A 20,881-nucleotide genomic window follows, 5' to 3' on the forward strand; every position below is an offset into this window, starting at 1 on the left:
AACCCGGGGCGGTTCACAGCCTTGCCGAACTGGGCTCGCGCCTTGACAGTCTGGTCGGCCAGTTCCGTGTCTGATGCCTGCGTGGCAGGGGCGATGATGTCCGCAACAGCCTGCGCCTGCCATCGCGGTCATATTGCCTTCATAGAAGATGGCACTCGTACGTTCAAGTGCTGACTAAGCTCTAGACCGGGCGCGAGGCGCGGTCTACTGACATGGACAGGACATGAACGAAACCACGTTGCAATACAAAACCCTCATTATGCTATTGGCGCTGGTCACCATTGCCTTCATATGGATTCTGCTGCCGTTTTACGGCGCAGTATTCTGGGCGGTCATTCTCGGGATCATCTTTGCGCCTGTGCAGCGCAGGTTGCAGATCAAGTTCAACTGGTCACGCAACCTTACCTCCCTGTGCACCCTGACAATCTGTCTGGTGATTGCGATTCTGCCAGTGATCGTCATCAGCGCCTTGCTGGTTCAGGAGGGCACCACGCTGTACAAGAATGTCGAGACCGGGCAACTGGATATCGCCGGTTATCTCGCCGAGTTCAAGGACCTGCTGCCGCATTCGATCCAGGCACTGCTCGACCGACTGGGCATGGGCGATCTTGAAGGATTGCGCGACAAGATCACCAAAGGGGCAATGCAGGGCAGTCAGTATCTGGCGACTCAAGCGTTCAGCTTCGGGCAGGGCACCTTCGATTTCGTGGTGAGCGTGTTCATCATGTTGTACCTGCTGTACTTCTTCCTGCGAGATGGGCAGGAGTTGGTACGCAAGATACGTACGGCCTTTCCGTTGGGCGAACAGCAGAAGCGTCGTCTGCAACTCAAGTTCACTCGAGTGGTACGTGCCACGGTCAAGGGCAACGTCGTGGTCGCGGTAACGCAAGGTGCGCTGGGCGGTTTTATCTTCTGGGCGCTGGACATCCCGAGTGCGTTGCTGTGGGCGGTGATCATGGCCTTCCTGTCGCTGTTGCCCGCTGTAGGGGCGGGGATTGTCTGGGCGCCAGTGGCTGTCTACTTCCTGCTCAGTGGCATGATCTGGCAAGGTGTAGTGCTGGGGTTGTTCGGTGTTTTCGTGATCGGTCTGGTGGATAACGTGCTGCGTCCGATCCTGGTGGGCAAGGACACGAAAATGCCGGACTACCTGATCCTGATTTCAACGCTGGGTGGTATGTCGGTCTTTGGTCTGAACGGCTTTGTGATAGGGCCTCTGGTGGCTGCGCTGTTCATCTCCAGCTGGGGTTTGTTCAGCGGTGCCAAGAAGCCGATGAAGCTGCCGGGCTAGTTTTCCAGAGACAAAAAAAACCCTGCTGAATGGCAGGGTTTTTTGTTTCTGGATGATCAGCCTGCTACATGCAGACCGGCATTGACCACCAGATCGAGCAGCGGTTGCGGGTACACACCCAGCACGAATGTCAGGATCGCGACGGCCAGCAGCATAACGCCGCCAGTGCGCTGCGCCCAGTTGATCGCTGCATCGTGGCGTGGAAGCTTGTTGTCGACCAGATACATGGTGACCATCACTCTCAGGTAATAGAACACGCCAATGGCGCTACCGATCACCAGTGCTCCGATAAGCCACCACAGTTGCGACTCGACACCGGTGGCAATGATGTAGAACTTGCCGATGAAGCCTGCGGTAAGCGGGATACCTGCCAGCGACAGCATCATCAGGGTCATGACTGCCGTCAGGTACGGACGACGCCAGAACAGCCCGCGGTATTCGAACATCGCATCGGCATCACGTCCGCTGTAAGGCGAAGACATCATGGTGATCACACCGAAGCTGCCTAGCGAGGTCAGCACGTAAGTTGCCAGATAGACACCAATCGCCTCGACCGCCATGCCTTTGCTGGCCACCAGCGCAATCATCAGGTAACCGAAGTGGGCGATGGAGGAGTAGCCCAGCAGACGCTTGAGGTTGGTCTGAGTCAGCGCCAACAGGTTGCCGACCAGGATCGACGCTACGGCGATGACTGCCAGCACGTCATGCAGTACGCCACTGCTGGCTGCCGGTGAAATCTGGAACAGACGCACCAGCACGGCAAACACTGCCACCTTGCTGGCCGTAGCCAGGAAGGCCGCTACCGGCGCAGGAGCGCCTTCGTAGACGTCCGGTGTCCACAGGTGGAAAGGCACCAGCGACAGTTTGAATGCAAGGCCCACAACCATCATGCCCAGACCCAGGCTGGCAATCGGGCTTGGCATCCCTGTCGCGGCAATGGCTTTACCAATGCCCTCGAAGCTCAGCGAGCCGGCTTCTGCGTACAGCAGCGCCATGCCGAACAGCAGGAACGCTGAACCTGCAGCCGATAGCACCATGTACTTGATGCCGCCTTCCAGCGAGCGCTTGTTGAAGAAGGCATACGCCACCAGACCGTAGACCGGCACCGAGAGCAGCTCCAGACCAATGAACAGCCCGGCCAGGTGTTGAGCGCTGACCAGCACCAGACCACCGGCAGCCGCCAGCAGGATCAGCAGGTAAAGCTCTTCACGGTTGCCTGGATACCCAGCCTTGCCGTCACCCAGATAGGCGTGTGCCATGGTCACACAGGCCAGGGTAGAGGCAAGGATGATTGCCATGTAAAGGCAGGCAAAGTTATCGATGTGCAGCAGTGGTGTCACGACCAGTGGGGCAACTTTCAGTGCCGGATAGATCGACAGCAGGGCCAGGTTGAGACCTGCTACTGAAAGCAGGAACGTTTGCGAGTGATTGCGGCGCCATGCGATCGCCAGCATCACCACTACAACGGTGAGGCTGGTGATCAGCAGTGGCGCAAGCGCAATAAAGTGTTGAATCGTCAGGTCCATAGCGCTCTTACCGGGCCGAAGCGAGTTGAGTGAAGGCAGTGCCTAGCCATTGCTGCACGCCGTGCATGGTCGCTGCCGATGTGTCGAGGAACGGCTGCGGGAAAACCCCGAGCACGACCAGCAACACCGCAAGGCCCAGCACCATGATCATTTCACGTCCGTCCATGCCCTTCAGAACCTCGTCGGACTTCGACGGGCCGAAGTAGGCGCGGTGGATCATGATCAGCGAGTAGACAGAGCCGAACACCAGGCCGGAGGTAGCGATCGCCGTGATCCATGGTGAGCTGGCGAAGCTGCCCAGCAGAATCAGGAACTCACCTACGAAGTTACCAGTGCCCGGCAGACCCAGAGAGGCGGCGGCAAAGAACAGGCTGATGGCCGGGATGTAGGCGATACGCGACCACAGGCCGCCCATCTCGCGCATGTCACGAGTATGCAGGCGCTCGTACAGCTGACCACTGAGAATGAACAGTGCCGCAGCCGACAGGCCGTGGGCGATCATCTGGATCAGTACGCCTTGCAGCGCTTGCTGGCTGCCGGAGTAGATGCCGATCAGTACAAAGCCCATGTGCGAGACGCTGGAGAACGCGATCAGGCGCTTGATATCGGTCTGGGCAAACGCCAGGAAAGCGCCGTAGAAGATACCGACCAGGCCCAGCGTCATTGCAATCGGTGCGAACTCGGCCGATGCGTTGGGGAACAGCGGAAGGGCAAAGCGCAGCAGACCGTAAGCCGCCGTCTTCAGCAGGATACCCGCCAGGTCGACGGAGCCTGCAGTCGGTGCCTGGGCATGCGCATCCGGCAGCCAGGAGTGCAACGGCACCACCGGCAGCTTCACGGCAAAGGCAATAAAGAAGCCCAGCATCAGGATATATTCGGTACCCGGTGCCAGTTTGGTCTTCAGCAGGTCGGCGTAGGCAAAGGTGATCACGCCGGTCTGATTGAAGTGCACCAGCACCAGACCCAGGATCGCCACCAGCATGATCAGGCCGCTGGCCTGAGTGAAGATGAAGAACTTGGTGGCTGCGTAGATACGGGTTTTCTTCCCATCCGAAGAACTGTGACCCCAGAGCGCGATGAGGAAATACATCGGCACCAGCATCATTTCCCAGAAGAAGAAGAACATGAACAGGTCGATGGCCAGGAACACGCCGACCACACCGCCCAGAATCCACATCAGGTTCAGGTGGAAGAAGCCTACCTTGCGCTGGATTTCCTTCCACGAGCACAGTACCGACAACACGCCGAGCAGGCCGGTCAGCAGGATCATCAGCAAAGACAGGCCATCGAGTGCCAGATGCACGTCGATGCCGAAGCGGGTGATCCACGGGTGGTGGAATTCCAGGGTCCAGGTCGGATCGGCACCCGGCACCGGCGCGTAGCCGAAGTTGCCGGTAGCCCACAGCCAGAGGCCGAGAACCAGTTCCAGGGTCATTGTCAGCAACGCAATCCAGCGCGGCAGGGTAGAGCCGAAGCGCTCACCTAGCCAGCACAGCAGGCCGCCTATGAAGGGGATCAGGATTAGCCAGGGCAGAATCATGACGGGCTCAATTCCTTTCGCAAATTCGCAAGGTTCATATCAGATCGCAACCAGAACGACGGCACCGAGTACCAGAACGGCACCCACGGCGATCGAGGCAGCATACCAACGCAACTGGCCGGTCTCGGTGCGGCTCATGGTGTCATGACCGCCTTTGACCAGACGTGGGATCAAGCCGATGGTGCGGTCGAACGGATCACTACGCAGTACATGGCTGATTGCCAGATACGGCTTGACGAACAGCTTGTCGTAGATCCAGTCGAAGCCCCATGCCGCGAACCACCAGGCCGAGAGGAAACGGCCCGGAGCGCTGTTGGCGATAGCCGTCGCCAGGCGGCGCTTGCCGAGAAACAGCAGCGCTGCCAGCAGGATACCGGCCAGGGCGATGGCGCCAGAGGCGATTTCCAGACTGTGTTTGGCTTCGCCACCGGCATGGCCGACGCTCTGCGGTAGAACACCTGCCAGTGGCGGGGTGATCAGCGCGCCAATGAACGTCGACAGCACGATCAGTACCGACAGCGGCAACCAGTGAGCGATACCGTGACCTGCGTGTGCTTCGGTCTTGGCTTCACCGTGGAACGCGATGAAGATCAGACGGAAGGTGTACAGCGACGTCATGAACGCGCCCACCAGACCGGCATACAACAGGCCATTGTTACCGCTGGCGAATGCTTCCCAGAGAATTTCATCCTTGGAGTAGAAGCCTGCCGTCAACAGCGGCAGGGCAGCCAGTGCTGCACCGCCGACGATGAAGCTGGCATAGGCCAATGGCAGTTTCTTCCAAAGGCCGCCCATCTTGAAGATGTTCTGCTCGTGATGGCAGGCAACGATCACCGCACCGGAAGCCAGGAACAGCAGCGCCTTGAAGAAGGCGTGTGTCATCAGGTGGAAAATCGCGCCTTCCCATGCGCCTACGCCCAATGCCAGGAACATGTAACCGATCTGGCTCATGGTCGAGTAGGCGAGGATACGCTTGATGTCGGTCTGCACCAGTGCGGCGAAACCCGCCAGAACCAGCGTCACGCCGCCGACAATGCCGACCAGATGCAGTATGTCCGGTGCCAGTGCGAACAGGCCGTGAGTCCGCGCAATCAGGTAGACGCCCGCGGTAACCATGGTTGCTGCGTGAATCAGTGCCGAAACCGGTGTAGGACCGGCCATCGCATCTGCCAGCCAGGTTTGCAGTGGCAGTTGTGCCGATTTACCGACAGCACCGCCCAGCAGCATCAACGTTGCCAGCACGATCCAGAAATCGCCGACTTTGAAGTGCTCCGGTGCCTTGACCAGCAACTCCTGCACATTGAGCGTACCCAATTGCTGAAACAGGATGAACAGGCCTATGGCCATGAACACGTCGCCGATACGCGTAACGATAAATGCCTTGAGTGCTGCGTTGCCGTTGTTACGGTTGCTGTAATAGAAACCGATCAACAGGTAGCTGCACAGGCCCACACCTTCCCAACCGAAGTAGAGGAACAGCAGGTTGTCGCCCAGAACAAGGAACAACATGCTGGCAATGAACAGGTTGGTGTAGGAGAAGAAGCGCGAGTAGCCCGCTTCACCGCGCATGTACCAGGACGCAAACAGGTGAATCAGGAAACCGACGCCAACCACTACGCCCAGCATCGTGACGGACAGACCGTCCAGATACAGCGCGAAGTTGGGTTGGAAGCCATCAACGTCCATCCAGCGCCACAGCACCTGGGTGTAGTGACCACCTTCCGGTGGTGCCACGTTGAACTGCCAGATGACCCAGGCCGTGACAATGGCTGACAGGCCGATAGAGCCGACGCCAATCAGCGCCGCGAGGTTTTCCGAGATGCGTCCGCGAGAGAACGACAGCAGCAGAAAACCGATGAGGGGGAATACGAAAGTCAGAAAGAGAAGATTCATCCGCGCATCTCGCTGGCAGCATCGATATCGAGAGTGTGGAAGCGGCGATACAGTTGCATAAGGATCGCCAGGCCGATACTGGCCTCGGCTGCCGCAAGGCTGATCACCAGGATGAACATGACCTGCCCATCCGGTTGCGCCCAACGACTGCCGGCAACTACGAACGCCAGTGCAGAGGCGTTCATCATGATTTCCAGACTCATCAAAACGAAGAGAATGTTACGGCGCACCATCAGGCCGACCAGACCCAGGCAGAACAGGACCCCGGCGACCGCCAGACCGTGCTCAAGAGGGATAGCATTCATTGGCTTGGCTCCTTGGCCTCGTTGCGGCCCAGATGGAATGCCGTGACGGCTGCAGCAAGCAGCAGCATCGAGGCGAGTTCCACCACCAGCAGATAAGGCCCGAACAGGCTGATGCCGACCGCCTTGGCGTCGACTGTGGTGTGACCGATTGCAGCGCCGGTTGGATTGGCGAACAGTACGTACAGTAACTCGGCCAGCAACAGCGTGCCGAGAATCACCGGACCAATCCAGATGCCGGGTTTGAGCCATGCACGCTCTTGCTGAACCGAGGCTGGGCCGAGGTTCAGCATCATCACCACAAACACGAACAGGACCATGATCGCGCCCGCATAGGCAATGACTTCCAACACACCGGCAAACGGCGCACCGAGGCTGAAAAAAGTCATGGCCACAGCGATCAGCGAGATGATCAGGTAGAGCAGGGCATGCACCGGATTCGTGTTGGTGATCACCCGCAGGGTTGACACAACAGCGATACCGGATGCGAAGTAGAAAGCGAATTCCATCTTTACTTCCTTAAGGCAGCAAGCTCTTGACGTTGATCGGCTCGGCTTCATTCTGTGCGGAGCCCTTGGGCTTACCGCCGATGGCCATACCGGCAACGCGATAGAAGTTGTAGTCAGGGTTCTTGCCGGGACCAGAGATCAGCAGATCTTCCTTCTCGTACACCAGATCCTGACGCTTGAAGTCGGCCATCTCGAAGTCCGGCGTAAGCTGGATTGCGGTAGTCGGACACGCTTCTTCACACAGGCCGCAGAAAATGCAGCGCGAGAAGTTGATGCGGAAAAAGTCCGGGTACCAGCGTCCGTCCTCTGTCTCGGCCTTCTGCAGCGAAATACAGCCGACCGGGCATGCCACTGCACACAGGTTGCAGGCTACGCAGCGCTCTTCGCCGTCGGGGTCGCGGGTCAGAACGATGCGGCCACGGTAGCGGGGCGGCAGATATACCTGTTCTTCGGGATATTGCAGGGTGTCGCGTTTGCGGAAGCCGTGGCCGAAGACCATGACCAGGCTGCGCAACTGGGTACCTGTACCCTTAACGATGTCACCAATATATTTGAACATGGGTCAAATCCTCACTGAACCGAGCCTGCCGGTGTGTTCAACAACACAATCGCAGCAGTCACCAGCAAATTGATCAGGGTCAGCGGCAGACAGAACTTCCAGCTGAAATCCAGGACCTGGTCATAACGCGGGCGCGGGATGGAAGCGCGCAGCAAGATGAACAGCATGATGAAGAACGCGGTTTTCAAGGCGAACCAGAAGAATGCCAGCGATGGCAGAATGTCGAACGGGCCGTGCCAGCCACCGAAGAACAGCGTGACCAGCAGCGCCGAGATCAAGATGATCCCGATGTATTCGCCCACGAAGAACATCCCCCATTTCATGCCGGCATATTCAATATGGTAGCCGTCAGCCAGTTCCTGCTCGGCTTCCGGTTGGTCGAACGGGTGGCGGTGAGTCACCGCAACACCCGCGATGAAGAATGTACAGAAGCCGAAGAACTGCGGAATGATGAACCACAGGTTCTGCGCCTGATATTCAACGATGTCACGCATATTGAACGAACCGACCTGAACCACGATGCCCATCAGCGCAAGGCCCATGAACACTTCGTAGGATACGGTTTGTGCCGAAGCACGCAGGCTGCCCAGCAGGGCGAACTTGTTATTACTCGACCAGCCGGCGAACAGCACCGCATACACCGACAGACCCGCCATGGCGAAGAAGAACAGCAGACCGATGTTCAGGTCCGCCACACCCCATGTCGGGGTAATCGGGATGACTGCGAAGGCAATCAACAAGGCGCTCATTGCAACAACGGGGGCCAGGGTGAAAATCACCTTGTCGGCGAACGGCGGATTCCAGTCTTCCTTGAAGAACATTTTCAGCATGTCGGCTGCAATCTGGAACATGCCGAACGGGCCTACTCGGTTCGGACCATAACGGTCTTGCCACCAACCCAGCAAACGACGTTCCACAAAGCTCAGCAGCGCACCGCAGACCACCACGGCCAGTAGCACGACAATGGCTTTGACGGCCGCAATGATTGCGTCGATCACATCAGGGGTAAACCAGGTCATTGCGCTGCCTCCTGCAGACCGTCAACTGACTTGCCGAAGATCGCTGGCGGAATGCCTGGCAGCCCGGACGGCAATGCCACAAGGCCCGCGCCCAGTTCTTCGTTGATGCGCAACGGCAAGGTCAGCAATTCACCGCCAACGCTCAAGGAAAGCAGGGCACCATCGTTGACACCCAGGCGATCGGCTTCGGATTTGGCCAGCGCTACATAAGCCTGCGGGATACGTTCCTGAACCGGAGCGGCCAGAGACGAAGTTTCATCGCTGCCGAACAGATGAAAGAACGGCACGACCTGCCAGGTGCCGCGCTCTGGAGAGAACGCACGTGGCACGCTGGAGAACCATGACAGACCGTCGCCCTGGCTTTCGATCAGGCGTGTGCCCGGGTCGCCAGCGCGCAAGTGGCCACCGACTTCGTCCTGGAATTTGTTCCAGGCCTGCGGCGAGTTCCAACCCGGAGACCAGGCGAACGGCACTTGCTGACGAGGTTCGGCGGAACCTGAATAACCTTCCATGGAGAAGGAGAAGGCTGTATCGATGTCTTGCGAGGTGCGCGGCTCATGTACGCTGATGTTGGCGCGCATCGCCGTGCGACCACTGTAACGCAGTGGTTCACGAGCCAGTTTAAGGCCCTTGATCCGGAACGAGGCAGACGGCGCAGCGTTGACGATACCCGCCAGTTGCGGGGTGCTGCTGGCGCAGGCTTCGGTGACGTGATCGAGTTGCGTCCAGTCGACCGGCTTGCTCAGCAAGGTGGCGCGCAGGGCACGCAACCAGCGCCAGCCTTCGTGAACCAGAATGCTGGCATCCAGGTAGGTCGGATCAAACACCTGGAAGAAGCGCTGAGCGCGGCCTTCCTGGCTGACCAGCGTGCCGTCGCCTTCAGCGAAGCTGGCAGCGGGCAGAACCAGATGCGCACGATCACTGGTCGGGGTTTTCTGGTGGTCGGCGACGATCACGACTTTCGCAGCGCTCAGCGCAGCGTCGACAATTTTGGCGTCTACACGGCGATACAGATCGTTTTCCAGTACCACGATGGCGTCGGCCTGACCGGAAATCACTGCTTGCAGGGCGGCATCGACAGAATCGCCACCAAACATCGCCAGACCCATGCTGTTGGCTTCCGGCACGATCAGGCTGATGGAGCCTTGCTTGTCACGCAGCTTCAAGGCCTTGGCAATGTTTGCCGCCGCCTCGATCAGCGCTGTCGAACCCAGCGAGCTGCCGGAAATGATCAGCGGACGTTTGGCCGCGAGCAGGGCATCGGCAATACGTTGCGCCAGTTCTAGCGCCTCGCTGTCCAGACCTTCTACGGCCGGGGCGCTGGCGTCCAGTGCATGGGCAACGGCGAAACCGATGCGAGCCAGGTCGTCAGGTGCAGCGTGCACGCATTCTTCTGCGATATCGTCGAGACGAGTCTCGGCGAGGCTGGCAATGAACAGCGGGTTAAGTTCGTGCTGGCCAATGTTCTTCACGGCAGCGTCGAGCCACGGCTGGACTTTCATCGCCGCAGCCATGTCTTCAGCCTTGCCCTTGACGGCCTGACGCAGGCCCAGGGCCATACGTGCAGCGGTCTGGGTCAGGTCTTCGCCGAGCACGAAAATGGCATCGTGATCTTCGATGTCACGCAGGGTCGGGATCGGCAGCGGACTATCGTTCAGGACCTTGAGGATCAGCCTGATACGCTCCAGCTCACCGGCTTCGATACCGCTGTAGAAATGCTCGGCTCCGACCAGTTCACGCAGTGCGTAGTTGCTTTCGAGGCTGGCGCGAGGAGAGCCGATACCGACGATGTTACGGCCGCGCAGCAGGTCCGCTGCCTTGTCCAGTGCTTCGTCAAGGCTCAGTTTGACCTGGCCTTCAGCGAGCAGTGGCTGACGTGGACGGTCTGTGCGGTTGACGTAGCCGTAGCCGAAACGGCCGCGGTCGCAGAGAAAGTACTGGTTGACCGAGCCGTTGTAGCGGTTTTCGATACGGCGCAATTCACCGTAACGCTCACCTGGGCTGATGTTGCAGCCGCTGGAGCAACCGTGGCAGATGCTTGGCGAGAACTGCATGTCCCACTTGCGGTTGTAGCGCTCGGAGTGGGTCTTGTCGGTGAACACACCGGTCGGGCAGACCTCGGTGAGGTTGCCGGAGAACTCGCTTTCCAGTGTGCCGTCTTCAACGCGACCGAAGTAAACATTGTCGTGAGCGCCGTAAACGCCCAGGTCAGTGCCGCCTGCGTAGTCTTTATAGAAACGTACGCACCGATAACAGGCGATGCAACGGTTCATCTCATGCGCGATGAACGGCCCCAGCTCCTGATTCTGGTGAGTACGTTTAGTGAAGCGATAACGGCGCTCGTTGTGCCCGGTCATCACGGTCATGTCCTGCAGGTGACAGTGACCGCCTTCTTCACAGACCGGGCAGTCGTGCGGGTGGTTGGTCATCAGCCATTCGACAACACTGGCCCGGAAGGCCTTGGACTCTTCATCTTCGATTGAGATCCAGGTGTTGTCGGTGGCTGGCGTCATGCAGGACATGACGATACGACCGCGTGTGTCGTTCTCGTCGGTGTACTGCTTGACCGCGCACTGGCGACAGGCGCCAACGCTGCCAAGGGCAGGGTGCCAGCAGAAATAAGGGATATCGAGGCCCAGCGACAGACATGCCTGTAACAGGTTGTCTGCACCATCGACTTCGAGCGCTTTGCCGTCTACGTGAATAGTAGCCATGGTTCAAAGGTCTTCGTTGGCCCGTTGTCAGCGGGCGTGGCTAATGGAATCTCGGTAGTACCCGTATCGTTCAGCCCGGAGGGCGTCAGCAGGTACGAGGACGGCAGCCCGAACAGCCGCCGGCCGTTGTGTCTTGTTATGCGCCGACCACGGTCGGACTTTTGCCCGGGACGAGCGTGGTTGCGCTGGCTGGCGCAATACCGGCTTCGAACTCCGAACGGAAATACTTGATCGCGCTGCCCAGCGGTTCAACAGCGCCCGGTGCATGAGCGCAGAAGGTCTTGCCTGGGCCGAGGAAATTGACCAGACCCAGCAGGGTTTCGATATCCCCCGGCTGCCCCTGACCCTTCTCGATGGCACGAAGCATTTTCACGCTCCATGGCAAACCGTCGCGGCATGGGGTGCAGAAGCCGCAGGACTCCTGAGCGAAGAACTCTTCCATGTTGCGCAGCAGTGAAACCATGTTGACCGAATCGTCGACGGCCATCGCCAGACCGGTGCCCATCCGGGTACCGACCTTGGCAATACCGCCTGCGTACATCTGGGCGTCCAGATGCTCTGGCAGCAGGAAACCCGTACCGGCGCCGCCGGGTTGCCAGCACTTGAGCTTGAACCCATCGCGCATGCCGCCGGCGTAGTCTTCGAACAGTTCGCGAGCCTGTACGCCAAATGGCAGCTCCCACAAACCCGGGTTTTTAACCTTGCCGGAGAAGCCCATTAGCTTGGTGCCGTGGTCTTCACTTCCTTCGCGGGCCAGCGACTTGTACCAGTCGTTGCCGTTGTTGACGATGGCGGGCACGTTGCACAGGGTTTCGACGTTGTTTACACAGGTCGGTTTGCCCCAGACGCCTACGGCAGCAGGGAAGGGCGGCTTGGAGCGCGGGTTGGCGCGGCGGCCTTCCAGCGAGTTGATCAGAGCGGTTTCTTCACCGCAGATGTAACGACCGGCACCGGTGTGTACGAACAGTTCAAAGTCGAAGCCGGTGCCGAGGATGTTCTTGCCCAGCAGGCCGGCAGCCTTCGCTTCGGCCACGGCGCGGTTCAAGTGCTTGGCGACCGTTACGTATTCTCCACGCAGGAAGATGTAGCCACGATAGGCTTTCAACGCACGGGCACTGATCAGCATGCCCTCGACCAGCAGATGGGGCAGTTGCTCCATCAGCATGCGGTCTTTCCAGGTGTTGGGTTCCATCTCATCCGCATTGCACAGCAGATAGCGGATGTTCATGGATTCGTCTTTGGGCATCAGGCCCCATTTGACGCCGGTAGGGAAGCCCGCACCGCCGCGGCCTTTGAGGCCCGAGTCCTTGACCGACTGGACGATATCGTCAGGCGACTGTTGCGTCAGCGCCTTGCGCGCTGCTGCATAACCGTCTTTGGCCTGATACTCGTCGAGCCAGACCGGCTCGCCGTCGTCACGCAGACGCCAAGTCAGCGGATGGGTTTCTGCCGTGCGCGCAATGCGGTTGGCAGGGCCGAAGGAAGTGATGGTCATAGGTAACCCTCCAGCATCTTGGCAACGCCAGCAGGCTGTACATCGCCGAAAGTGTCGTCGTCGACCATCACGGCCGGCGCCTTGTCACAGTTGCCGAGGCAGCAGACCGGCAGCAAGGTGAAGCGACCGTCAGCGGTGGTCTGACCCAGGCCGATGCCCAGTGAGCTCTTGATCTCGTCGACCACGTTTTCGTGGCCGCCGATGAAGCACACCATGCTGTTGCAGACGCGAATGATGTGACGTCCGACCGGCTGGCGGAAGATCTGGCTGTAAAAGGTTGCAACACCTTCGACGTCGCTGGCGGGGATGCCGAGCAAATCGCCGATTGCGTAGATGGCACCATCGGGCACCCATCCACGCTCTTTCTGAACGATCTTCAGGGCCTCGATGGAAGCCGCACGTGGGTCTTCGTAGTGATGCATCTCGTGCTCGATGGCCGAGCGCTCGGTTTCGCTCAGGGCGAAACGGTCAGTCTGGATTAGCGGGCTATTCATGCTTAGCGGTCCACGTCGGCCATAACGAAATCGATACTACCCAGGTACGCGATCAAGTCCGCGACCATGCTGCCTTTGATCACCGAAGGGATCTGCTGCAGGTGCGGGTAACTCGGGGTGCGGATCCGGGTACGGTAGCTCATGGTGCCGCCGTCGCTCGTCAGGTAATAGCTGTTGATACCCTTGGTCGCTTCGATCATCTGGAAGGACTCGTTGGCCGGCATGACCGGGCCCCACGAAACCTGCAGGAAGTGCGTGATCAGGGTTTCGATGTGCTGCAGGGTGCGCTCTTTCGGTGGCGGCGTGGTCAGCGGATGATCCGCCTTGTACGGGCCTTCCGGCATGTTGCGCATACACTGATCGATGATCTTGATGCTCTGGCGCATCTCTTCTACGCGGACCATGCAGCGGTCGTAAGCGTCGCCGTTCGCGGCCAGCGGTACTTCAAACTCGAAGTTCTCGTAGCCGGAGTAAGGGCGTGCCTTGCGCAAGTCGAAATCGCAGCCGGTGGAGCGCAGGCCTGCACCGGTGACGCCCCATTCCAGGGCCTCTTTGGTGTTGTACGCGGCAACGCCCACGGTACGACCCTTGAGGATGCTGTTCTGCAGGGCAGCCTTGGTGTATTCGTCGAGGCGCTTGGGCAGCCAGTCGACGAAGTCCTTGACCAGTTTTTCCCAGCCACGAGGCAGGTCGTGGGCAACCCCCCCGATGCGATACCAGGCCGGATGCAGACGGAAACCGGTAATGGCTTCGATCACGGTGTAGGCTTTCTGGCGGTCGGTGAACGTAAAGAACACCGGCGTCATGGCACCCACGTCCTGGATGTAGGTACCCAGGAACAGCAGATGGCTGGTGATACGGAAGAACTCGGCCATCATGATGCGGATGACGTCGACCTTTTCCGGCACCTTGATGCCTGCCAGTTTTTCGACCGAGAGTACGTAAGGCAGGTTGTTCATCACCCCGCCGAGATAATCGATGCGGTCGGTGTACGGGATGAAGCTGTGCCAGGACTGACGCTCGGCCATCTTCTCTGCACCTCGGTGGTGGTAGCCGATGTCCGGAACGCAGTCGACGATTTCTTCGCCATCCAGCTGCAGAATGATACGGAACGCACCGTGAGCGGAAGGGTGGTTCGGCCCGAGGTTGAGGAACATATAGTCCTCGTTCGCGCCAGAACGTTTCATGCCCCAGTCTTCCGGACGGAAACGTGCGGCTTCCTCTTCCAGTTGCTGTTTGGCGAGTGTCAGGCTGTAGGGGTCAAACTCCGTCGCGCGGGCAGGGAAGTCCTTGCGCAGCGGGTGACCTTCCCAGGTTGGCGGCATCATGATGCGGCTTAGATGCGGGTGTCCCGGAAAGTCGATTCCGAACATGTCCCAGACTTCGCGCTCATACCAGTTGGCATTTGGCCAGATACTGGTGATGGTTGGCACACTCAGGTCGCTTTCAGACAGCGCTACCTTGATCATCACGTCGCTGTTTCGCTCGATCGACAGCAGGTGATAGAACACGGTGAAATCTGCACCGGGCAGGCCGCGACGGTTGGTACGCAGACGCTCGTCCACGCCATGCAGGTCATAGAGCATGGAGTAGGGTTTGGGAACGTTGCGCAGGAACGTCAGAATTTCAAACAGCCGCGCGCGCTCGACCCACAGCACCGGCATGCCGGTGCGGGTTGGCTGGGCAGTGAACGCCTCGGCGCCAAAACGGTTGTTCAGTTCAACGACGACGTCTTGGTCGTCAGCCTTGTAAGGCGGGATGTACAGAGCGTTGTCTGCAGTCATAGGTCTCAATCACTTCGGTCAACGTACAGAATCAACCCCGGTTCCTGTCTTTTTTATAAGAAGAACGGGCTGGATCAGACTTCGTCGGGGCTGCGCAGGTTGGTCACCTGAATACGCTGTTCGCGGCGCTGTTCCTTTTGCGACGGCATCTCGGCGCGGTATACGCCTTGATCGCCAACGACCCAGGAAAGAGGGCGACGCTCCTTGCCGATGGATTCCTGCAGCAGCATCAAGCCTTGCAGAAATGCTTCGGGGCGGGGCGGGCAGCCGGGCACGTAGACATCCACGGGAAGGAATTTGTCCACCCCCTGGACCACTGAGTAGATGTCGTACATGCCACCGGAGTTGGCACATGAACCCATGGAGATGACCCACTTGGGTTCGAGCATTTGCTCGTAGAGACGCTGGATGATCGGTGCCATCTTGATGAAGCAGGTACCGGCAATGACCATGAAATCCGCCTGCCGTGGCGACGCCCGGATAACTTCCGCACCGAAACGCGCGATATCGTGAGGGGCCGTGAAGGCGGTGGTCATTTCCACATAGCAGCACGACAGGCCGAAATTGTAGGGCCACAGGGAGTTTTTACGTCCCCAGTTGACCGCACCATTCAGCACGTCTTCCAGCTTGCCCATGTAGATGTTTTTGTGGACTTGATCTTCTAACGGATCGGAAACGGTTTCCCGTTTGCCGATGGGGTACTGCTCGTTAGGAGCGTCCGGGTCGATCCTGGTGAGATTATATTGCATCGCCAAAGCCTCATTGTTTCAGCTTCGCTTGCCGATTACGGCGACCTTCAGGAGCCCAGTCAAGAGCGCCAACCCGCCATAGGTAGACAAGACCTGCCAACAGAATTGCTATGAAAACGAGAGCTTCGACGAATCCGGTCCAGCCGCTTTCGCGAACGGACACAGACCAGGCAAAGAGAAAGAGGGCTTCGATGTCAAAGATCACGAAGAGCATCGCGACCAGATAGAATTTTGCGGAGAGCCGCAGACGCGCACTGCCGGTAGGCAGCATGCCGGATTCGAAAGGTTCGTTCTTGCTGCGGCCCCAGGCCTTGCTTCCGAGCAGGCTGGACAGGCCGAGCATGAAGGCGCAGAGGCCTACAACACCCAAAAGGAAAATGGCGAAGCCCCAGTTGTGGGCAATCAGACCTGTCGATTCGGGCATGCTGTCAGTCCTTGTTAGAGAGCAAAGGTCTCTGTGCTTGATAAAGAGTCGAGGCAGTGACGAAATGTCGCAGTGCGGTCAACGGATTGATTTTATGTGCAAACAGTTGGCAAGTAAATTTTCTACATGAAATTTATTTACGAAATTAATCGCCCGCCGTTCTTTATCAGGGCTGTAAGGCATGCCAGCCGGGCGTCAGCAAGGTTTTGGCTAATTATGTTTCTCGGTGACGAAAAGGAACGAAAGGCAATTTGAATGATAATTAATATCATTTAAATGGGCCTGCATAGTTCCCAAAAGGATAGTCGGAGCATAGTTATGCAGGGCACCGCTTATAAAGTGCGGTTTTTGTAGCATCTGTTCGTGAGCTGCACATTGTCCGAAATCAATACAGGCGCTATCTGACACAAAACACAGACCGCCCTTACGGACGGTCTGTGTTTTCAACGCGTTGCGCGGTGTCTCAGTGGAATTGCTCTTCTTCCGTCGAGCCGGTCAGTGCGGTTACCGACGATACGCCGCCCTGAATCACGGTGGTCATGTCATCGAAATACCCCGTGCCCACTTCCTGCTGGTGGGCCACGAAGGTATAGCCCTTGGCAGCATCGGCGAATTCCTGTTCCTGTAGCTTCACGTAGGCAGTCATGTCGTTGCGGGCGTAGTCGTGCGCCAGGTTGAACATGCTGTGCCACATGTTGTGAATGCCCGCCAGGGTTATGAACTGGTGCTTGTAGCCCATGGCGCGAAAGTTCGCGCTGAAACTTGGCGATGGTTACGTCGTCGAGGTTTTTCTTCCAGTTGAAGGACGGCGAGCAGTTGTAGGAAAGCAATTGGTCTGGGTACTCCTTCTTGATTGCTTCGGCGAAGCGGCGTGCCTCGTCCAGATCCGGCTTGGCGGTTTCACACCAGATCAGGTCGGCATAAGGCGCGTAGGCGAGGCCGCGGGAGATTGCCTGATCCAGACCGGCACGTACTTTGTAGAAGCCCTCATGAGTCCGTTCGCCGGTCACGAACGGCTTGTCATAGGGGTCGCAATCGGAAGTCAGCAGGTCGGCAGCGTTGGCGTCGGTGCGGGCCAGAATGATCGTCGGCACACCGGCCACGTCGGCGGCCAGGCGCGCAGCAACCAGTTTTTGAACCGCTTCCTGAGTCGGGACAAGCACTTTGCCGCCCATGTGGCCGCATTTCTTCACCGATGCCAACTGATCTTCAAAATGCACACCGGCGGCCCCCGCCTCGATCATGCTTTTCATCAGCTCGTATGCATTGAGCACGCCGCCGAATCCGGCCTCTGCGTCGGCTACTATTGGCGCGAAATAATCGATATAACCTTCGTCACCCGGAGCCTTGCCAGCTTTCCACTGGATTTGATCGGCGCGGCGGAACGAATTATTGATGCGCTTGACCACGGTTGGCACCGAGTCGACCGGGTACAGCGACTGATCCGGGTACATCGATTCGGCAGAGTTGTTATCGGCAGCAACCTGCCAGCCGGATAGGTAGATGGCCTGAATACCGGCCTTGACCTGCTGCACGGCCTGACCGCCGGTCAGAGCGCCCATGCAGTTGACGAAGTCCTTGTCTGGCCGGAAAGACGGCCTGGCGCCTTGGGTCACCAGGTTCCACAGTTTGTCAGCGCCCAGCCGTGCAAAGGTGTGTTCGGGTTGAACCGAGCCACGCAAGCGGACCACATCGGCTGCGGAGTAAGTACGGGTCACGTTTTTCCAGCGCGGATTTTCGGCCCAGTCTTTTTCGAGAGTGGCTATTTGTTGTTCGCGTGTCAGTGCCATTTTGTAAACCCCGAGAAGTAGGTCTTGATTAGAAGTCCTGCTCCGCCAAAACGCCTCGTTTATCGAAGGCACTGTAGATGGCTGCTCGCTGCTCGGAGAGCGACAGTCAAAGGCTTTTTGCGCAGCCTCCGATCAGCGGGAGCGAGGCAATCATGCCTCGGGGTATCGGGGTCGTCAAACAATTTGTAGTGCTTTTTTGATCTCACTACATAATTGCGTAATCAGACTGGTGAGTCACTAAAAGGCCCGTAGGTGCTGGGTTTCGCGCCAGCGCAGGCTACTCGAGGGTTTCGACCTTTACGCGCAAAATCATGTCGTCGCGACCCTGGGTTGAATAGCGTTGTGCAAGGCCACGCTGATCGGCAACCGATTGATCGCTATTGCTCGCCAGCGTGATCCATTCTCCGAGCCGGCCGCTGACCTGGCTATCGGTACTTTGCACTTTTATGGCATCAGCGCGCTCCTGACTCATGCGGTCATGGTTGGTGCTGATGCTCAGGTGAACGGTATCGCCGGTCACACTGGCAGTGACGTAAAAGCCCTGGGTTACATTGCGATATTCAGTATTGCTTTGGGAGTAGCCATAGGAATCCGTGGACGAGGAGGTCAGCGGAACGCTCTGGCCGATCTGGATAAGTGCTGGCGTACCTTCGCTGGTCTGCACTTGCTGAACGCCGCCCTCACGGCTGGCGGTGCCGTATTCTATGACGCGTGAGCCACTACTGTTGCGCGTTGCGTTATCGCTGGTGTCGACGATAATCAACAGGCGTTTCGGTGCGGTGTCGAGTTGTGCGATAAGGGTGCGAAGTTCTTCAATCTTGCGCGACTCTGCATTGACAATCAGTTGATTGCCATAAGCGCTGACGGAGCCTTCGGTACCTAGAAAGGATTTAGCTACGGGTAGCAGATCGGCACTGGTGCGGTAATTGAGCGGAACGACTTCGGTCGCTGAAAGGGCCTGAGTGCTGAATGCGATCAGCACTGAGGTGATTACCACGTTAAGCAGGTTACGGACTGGCATGATCATTCTCCGCGATAAGCGTGTAAAGCATGAGTTTGCCAGTGTATCGGCTATAGCCGGGCAAGCTGAATGGGCCGCCACAAAAACGCCCTGGCATTTTTCGTCTCGACCTGAAAAGTGTCTAGCGAAAAAGAGCAGGGCGATCATCATGTAGTGCCTTGAAAAACGCCTACATAATCAGGTTTCAGGTGTTTCGCGGCGCATTTCGACGTGCGGTAAACCGGCTTCGAGAAACTCGTCGCTGACCACGGCAAACCCGAAGCGCTGGTAAAACTCGACGGCCTGCACTTGAGCGCTGAGCTTCAGCGGCTCCAGTCCACGTTGTTCGGCCTCGTGGATCACCGCACCGAGCAACGCTTCACCGACTTTCATGCCGCGCCAGTCCTTGAGAACCGACAGCCGACCGATTTCACCGTCGGGCAGCAGGCGAGCGGTGCCTACTGCGTATTCCCCTTCATAGGCGAGAAAATGCACGGCAGTCGCATCTTCAGCGTCCCACTCCAGCTCCGGTGGCACCGATTGCTCGGCGATGAATACCGAATCGCGTATGCGCCGGATGTCGGCGTTGTTTTTCTGCCATTGTGCGACAGCTACGGTGACTTTATTCATCGGCAAATCCCAGACTTCCTTGTTTTACGAGTTCGCAAAGCAGATTGCGTCCATCGTCATCGGCCAACCATTGGCCGAGGTTTTCACTGTGCAATGCGTCGGCGGCACAGATCAGTTTAAGCAATTCGCGCAGACTGCCCGGCAACAGGCGGCTCTGACCACTGGCAAACAGTAGCAGATCGTCGTCGACTTCAGACCAGGCCAGTCTTGCACTCGGGTTGCGAATCAGCACCGCGCCCTGCTCGAGGCTATCGAGCAAGTCGTCTTCCTCCAGTTCCGGGCCGGTCACCAGTTCAGGGTAGCGCGGTTCGGTCATGAACTGGCCGAACCAGGTCAGCAGCAGGCGCTCGTCACTCATGTGTTCGGTCAGCAGCGCTTTGAGTCGGTCCAGCGCATCGTGCTGGATCTGATGCGGATCGCTGACCGGTTGCGCGTCAGCGTCGGTATAGCGCTCTTCATCCGGGATGAACTGGCTGAGGAAATCGGTGAAATGAGTCAGGACCTCGGCAGCGCTTGGCGCGCGGAAACCGACCGAGTAGGTCAGGCAGTCGTCGGCGGCAACGCCGCAGTGAGCCAGACGTGGCGGCAGGTAAAGCATGTCGCCCGGTTCCAGCGTCCACTCTTCGGTTTTTTCGAATTCGGCAAGGATGCGCAGGTCGGCATGCTGCAGCAGCGGGCTTTCTGCATCGCACATTTGGCCGATCTGCCAGTGACGCTTGCCGTGGCCCTGAAGCAGGAACACGTCATAGTTATCGAAATGCGGGCCGACGCTGCCACCTGGTGCGGCGTAGCTGATCATTACATCGTCAATGCGCCAGCTTGGCAGGAAGCGGAAGTTTTCCAGCAGTTCGCTGACTTCCGGAACGAACTGGTCCACCGCCTGCACCAGCAGGGTCCAGTCGCGTTCGGGCAGCTTGCTGAATTCATCCTCCGCAAAGGGACCGCGACGCAGCTCCCAGGGACGCTCACCGTGTTCGAGGACCAGGCGGGATTCGACTTCTTCCTCTAGAGCAAGGCCAGCCAGCTCGTCCGCATCGATCGGGCTTTGAAAGTCCGGCAGAGCCTGGCGGATCAGCAGTGGTTTTTTCTGCCAGTAGTCACGCAGAAAAACGCGTGCACTGATGCCGCCCAGAAGTTGCAGAGGAATATCAGGATTCATGTGTAA

17 protein-coding genes and 1 pseudogene are annotated in these 20,881 nt (G+C 58.3%); 1 reads left to right on the top strand and 17 read right to left on the bottom strand.

The window, feature by feature from the left end:
* Window positions 1-223 precede the first annotated feature (223 nt).
* The gene (locus ALO64_RS09570; protein ID WP_044344601.1) at window positions 224-1,288 is read left to right on the top strand and encodes an AI-2E family transporter; all 1,065 of its coding nucleotides are present in this window, start codon (window positions 224-226) and stop codon (window positions 1,286-1,288) included.
* A gap of 56 nt (window positions 1,289-1,344) precedes the next feature.
* Here ALO64_RS09570 and nuoN read toward each other — a convergent pair whose 3' ends face one another.
* The 17 genes and pseudogenes from nuoN to ALO64_RS09655 all read right to left on the bottom strand — a co-directional run bounded on the left by nuoN (window position 1,345) and on the right by ALO64_RS09655 (window position 20,875).
* Window positions 1,345-2,814, bottom strand: coding sequence for an NADH-quinone oxidoreductase subunit NuoN (gene nuoN / locus ALO64_RS09575; protein WP_002554023.1), 1,470 nt, complete (start codon window positions 2,812-2,814; stop codon window positions 1,345-1,347).
* 7 nt (window positions 2,815-2,821) lie between these two features.
* Window positions 2,822-4,354, bottom strand: a complete 1,533-nt coding sequence (nuoM, locus tag ALO64_RS09580; RefSeq protein ID WP_002554022.1) for an NADH-quinone oxidoreductase subunit M — start codon at window positions 4,352-4,354, stop codon at window positions 2,822-2,824.
* A gap of 39 nt (window positions 4,355-4,393) precedes the next feature.
* A complete protein-coding gene (nuoL, locus tag ALO64_RS09585; RefSeq protein ID WP_004665699.1) occupies window positions 4,394-6,247 on the bottom strand; it encodes an NADH-quinone oxidoreductase subunit L in 1,854 nt (617 codons plus the stop codon).
* Window positions 6,244-6,552, bottom strand: a complete 309-nt coding sequence (gene nuoK, locus ALO64_RS09590; protein ID WP_002554020.1) for an NADH-quinone oxidoreductase subunit NuoK — start codon at window positions 6,550-6,552, stop codon at window positions 6,244-6,246. The genes nuoL and nuoK overlap by 4 nt, the downstream gene beginning before the upstream one ends.
* Window positions 6,549-7,058: an NADH-quinone oxidoreductase subunit J gene (nuoJ, locus tag ALO64_RS09595; RefSeq protein ID WP_004659468.1), complete on the bottom strand. Its 510-nt coding sequence runs from the start codon at window positions 7,056-7,058 to the stop codon at window positions 6,549-6,551. The genes nuoK and nuoJ overlap by 4 nt, the downstream gene beginning before the upstream one ends.
* 10 nt (window positions 7,059-7,068) lie before the next feature.
* Complete coding sequence (gene nuoI, locus ALO64_RS09600; protein ID WP_002554018.1) at window positions 7,069-7,617, bottom strand: NADH-quinone oxidoreductase subunit NuoI; 549 nt, start codon at window positions 7,615-7,617, stop codon at window positions 7,069-7,071.
* Window positions 7,618-7,628: 11 nt separating this feature from the next.
* Window positions 7,629-8,636, bottom strand: coding sequence for an NADH-quinone oxidoreductase subunit NuoH (nuoH, locus tag ALO64_RS09605; RefSeq protein ID WP_044344602.1), 1,008 nt, complete (start codon window positions 8,634-8,636; stop codon window positions 7,629-7,631).
* Window positions 8,633-11,350 carry an NADH-quinone oxidoreductase subunit NuoG gene (gene nuoG, locus ALO64_RS09610; protein WP_044344603.1) on the bottom strand — a complete coding sequence of 906 codons (2,718 nt, stop codon included), beginning with the start codon at window positions 11,348-11,350 and terminating at the stop codon, window positions 8,633-8,635. Before nuoG ends, nuoH begins: the two co-directional genes overlap by 4 nt.
* A gap of 136 nt (window positions 11,351-11,486) precedes the next feature.
* Complete coding sequence (gene nuoF / locus ALO64_RS09615; protein ID WP_044344604.1) at window positions 11,487-12,845, bottom strand: NADH-quinone oxidoreductase subunit NuoF; 1,359 nt, start codon at window positions 12,843-12,845, stop codon at window positions 11,487-11,489.
* On the bottom strand, window positions 12,842-13,339 hold the full coding sequence (nuoE, locus tag ALO64_RS09620; RefSeq protein WP_002554014.1) for an NADH-quinone oxidoreductase subunit NuoE: 498 nt from the start codon (window positions 13,337-13,339) through the stop codon (window positions 12,842-12,844). The genes nuoF and nuoE overlap by 4 nt, the downstream gene beginning before the upstream one ends.
* A 2-nt stretch (window positions 13,340-13,341) precedes the next feature.
* Entirely contained in the window at window positions 13,342-15,123 is a 1,782-nt protein-coding gene (gene nuoC, locus ALO64_RS09625; RefSeq protein WP_002554013.1) for an NADH-quinone oxidoreductase subunit C/D, read from the bottom strand.
* A gap of 74 nt (window positions 15,124-15,197) precedes the next feature.
* Complete coding sequence (locus ALO64_RS09630) at window positions 15,198-15,872, bottom strand: NuoB/complex I 20 kDa subunit family protein (protein WP_002554012.1); 675 nt, start codon at window positions 15,870-15,872, stop codon at window positions 15,198-15,200.
* A gap of 10 nt (window positions 15,873-15,882) precedes the next feature.
* Window positions 15,883-16,296: an NADH-quinone oxidoreductase subunit A gene (locus tag ALO64_RS09635; RefSeq protein ID WP_002554011.1), complete on the bottom strand. Its 414-nt coding sequence runs from the start codon at window positions 16,294-16,296 to the stop codon at window positions 15,883-15,885.
* Between the two features lie 463 nt (window positions 16,297-16,759).
* A pseudogene (gene aceA, locus ALO64_RS09640) lies at window positions 16,760-18,086 on the bottom strand (isocitrate lyase).
* Between the two features lie 277 nt (window positions 18,087-18,363).
* Entirely contained in the window at window positions 18,364-19,107 is a 744-nt protein-coding gene (locus tag ALO64_RS09645) for a secretin N-terminal domain-containing protein (protein WP_044344608.1), read from the bottom strand.
* Between the two features lie 177 nt (window positions 19,108-19,284).
* Entirely contained in the window at window positions 19,285-19,716 is a 432-nt protein-coding gene (locus ALO64_RS09650) for a GNAT family N-acetyltransferase (protein WP_002554008.1), read from the bottom strand.
* On the bottom strand, window positions 19,709-20,875 hold the full coding sequence (locus tag ALO64_RS09655; RefSeq protein WP_044344605.1) for a ribosomal protein uL16 3-hydroxylase: 1,167 nt from the start codon (window positions 20,873-20,875) through the stop codon (window positions 19,709-19,711). The genes ALO64_RS09650 and ALO64_RS09655 overlap by 8 nt, the downstream gene beginning before the upstream one ends.
* Window positions 20,876-20,881 lie beyond the last annotated feature (6 nt).

The organism is Pseudomonas meliae (assembly GCF_001400515.1).
Classification (GTDB): Bacteria; Pseudomonadota; Gammaproteobacteria; order Pseudomonadales; family Pseudomonadaceae; genus Aquipseudomonas; species Aquipseudomonas amygdali.

Coding starts and splice junctions, on each gene's coding strand:
- nuoM (WP_002554022.1), bottom strand. CDS start 4,354: ATGATTCTGCCCTGGCTAATCCTGATCCCCTTCATAGGCGGCCTGCTG.
- nuoN (WP_002554023.1), bottom strand. CDS start 2,814: ATGGACCTGACGATTCAACACTTTATTGCGCTTGCGCCACTGCTGATC.
- nuoH (WP_044344602.1), bottom strand. CDS start 8,636: ATGACCTGGTTTACCCCTGATGTGATCGACGCAATCATTGCGGCCGTC.
- nuoK (WP_002554020.1), bottom strand. CDS start 6,552: ATGAATGCTATCCCTCTTGAGCACGGTCTGGCGGTCGCCGGGGTCCTG.
- nuoL (WP_004665699.1), bottom strand. CDS start 6,247: ATGAATCTTCTCTTTCTGACTTTCGTATTCCCCCTCATCGGTTTTCTG.
- nuoG (WP_044344603.1), bottom strand. CDS start 11,350: ATGGCTACTATTCACGTAGACGGCAAAGCGCTCGAAGTCGATGGTGCA.
- nuoC (WP_002554013.1), bottom strand. CDS start 15,123: ATGACTGCAGACAACGCTCTGTACATCCCGCCTTACAAGGCTGACGAC.
- ALO64_RS09570 (WP_044344601.1), top strand. CDS start 224: ATGAACGAAACCACGTTGCAATACAAAACCCTCATTATGCTATTGGCG.
- ALO64_RS09645 (WP_044344608.1), bottom strand. CDS start 19,107: ATGCCAGTCCGTAACCTGCTTAACGTGGTAATCACCTCAGTGCTGATC.
- nuoJ (WP_004659468.1), bottom strand. CDS start 7,058: ATGGAATTCGCTTTCTACTTCGCATCCGGTATCGCTGTTGTGTCAACC.
- ALO64_RS09650 (WP_002554008.1), bottom strand. CDS start 19,716: ATGAATAAAGTCACCGTAGCTGTCGCACAATGGCAGAAAAACAACGCC.
- ALO64_RS09630 (WP_002554012.1), bottom strand. CDS start 15,872: ATGCAATATAATCTCACCAGGATCGACCCGGACGCTCCTAACGAGCAG.
- nuoE (WP_002554014.1), bottom strand. CDS start 13,339: ATGAATAGCCCGCTAATCCAGACTGACCGTTTCGCCCTGAGCGAAACC.
- nuoF (WP_044344604.1), bottom strand. CDS start 12,845: ATGACCATCACTTCCTTCGGCCCTGCCAACCGCATTGCGCGCACGGCA.
- ALO64_RS09655 (WP_044344605.1), bottom strand. CDS start 20,875: ATGAATCCTGATATTCCTCTGCAACTTCTGGGCGGCATCAGTGCACGC.
- nuoI (WP_002554018.1), bottom strand. CDS start 7,617: ATGTTCAAATATATTGGTGACATCGTTAAGGGTACAGGTACCCAGTTG.
- ALO64_RS09635 (WP_002554011.1), bottom strand. CDS start 16,296: ATGCCCGAATCGACAGGTCTGATTGCCCACAACTGGGGCTTCGCCATT.